The sequence below is a fragment of the Rothia nasimurium genome (assembly GCF_049068285.1).
GTDB classification, from domain to species: domain Bacteria; phylum Actinomycetota; class Actinomycetes; order Actinomycetales; family Micrococcaceae; genus Rothia; species Rothia nasimurium_I.
This window is the reverse complement of record NZ_JBLKPV010000024.1, coordinates 1-906: the sequence shown is the minus strand read 5'-3', so window position 1 is coordinate 906 and position 906 is coordinate 1. Positions and strand designations below refer to the sequence as shown.

The 906-nt window shown below is 54.0% G+C and carries 1 protein-coding gene; it reads left to right on the top strand.

Annotated features, from left to right (window positions below):
- Positions 1–123 precede the first annotated feature (123 nt).
- Positions 124–897 (top strand): transposase family protein, encoded by a 774-nt coding sequence (locus ACMXX3_RS11700; protein WP_185173408.1) that lies wholly within the window; start codon positions 124–126, stop codon positions 895–897.
- The last annotated feature ends 9 nt before the right edge of the window (positions 898–906 follow it).

Here is a 906-nt window from a genome sequence, read left to right as displayed (position 1 = left end):
TGAGGGTTATTCATAAGGGGGTCCACACACCCACCCCCACCAACTAGACAACGGCCCCACCAGGTGACAAAAATAAGAGGGTTAAATCACTACAAATAACCTCAAGCCACACCGGAAGAACCGTTGCTACACCAGCGTACAACCGGCCTCACCGCCACGCAATTCGCCACACTCCTCACAGCCCTCAACACCCACCTCACCTGGACCAAACCAGCCGAAAAACCCCGCAGACTTACCCTGGCTAAGGCCCTCAAAGTAACACTACTGAGCTACCGACACAACATCACTCAAGAAGCCCTCGCCCACCTCTTCGACGTCTCACAGCCCACCATCTCGCGGACTATCAGCACCATCGAAAAAGCACTCACCCAGGTTCTCAAACCACTGAACAGACCCTTGCAAGAGGGGCTAAAAGCATCAGGTTCCCTCGTGATTGACGGAACCCTTATTCCCACCTGGAACTGGCGTTCACAAGGGAAAAGAAACTTCTCTGGTAAGCATAAACGAGCAGGATTTAATCACCAGGTCATCTGCACCCTCGATGGCAGGCTCCTGGCTATCACTGACCCGTTGCCTGGTGCTAGACATGATGCTCATGCTTTCAGAGCCCATAGTCTAGATCAACTACTTGATTCTTCGACTTTGGCTGATAAGGGCTACGTGGGTCTGGGGTTAGTTACCCCGGCAAAGCGTAAGCCTGGGCAGAAGCTCACCAAGGAGCAGAAGCGAAATAATCGGGTGCTGAATCGGCTACGGTCGGTGGTGGAGAGGGTCATCGCACGCATCAAGACCTGGCGGATTCTTCATACGGGGTTCAGGCGGCCGTTGGGGTTGTATGGGCGGGTGTTTTCGGTGGTGCGGGGTCTGGTGTTTTTGGCTGCTGGTTACCCCTTGTGAATAAGCCTC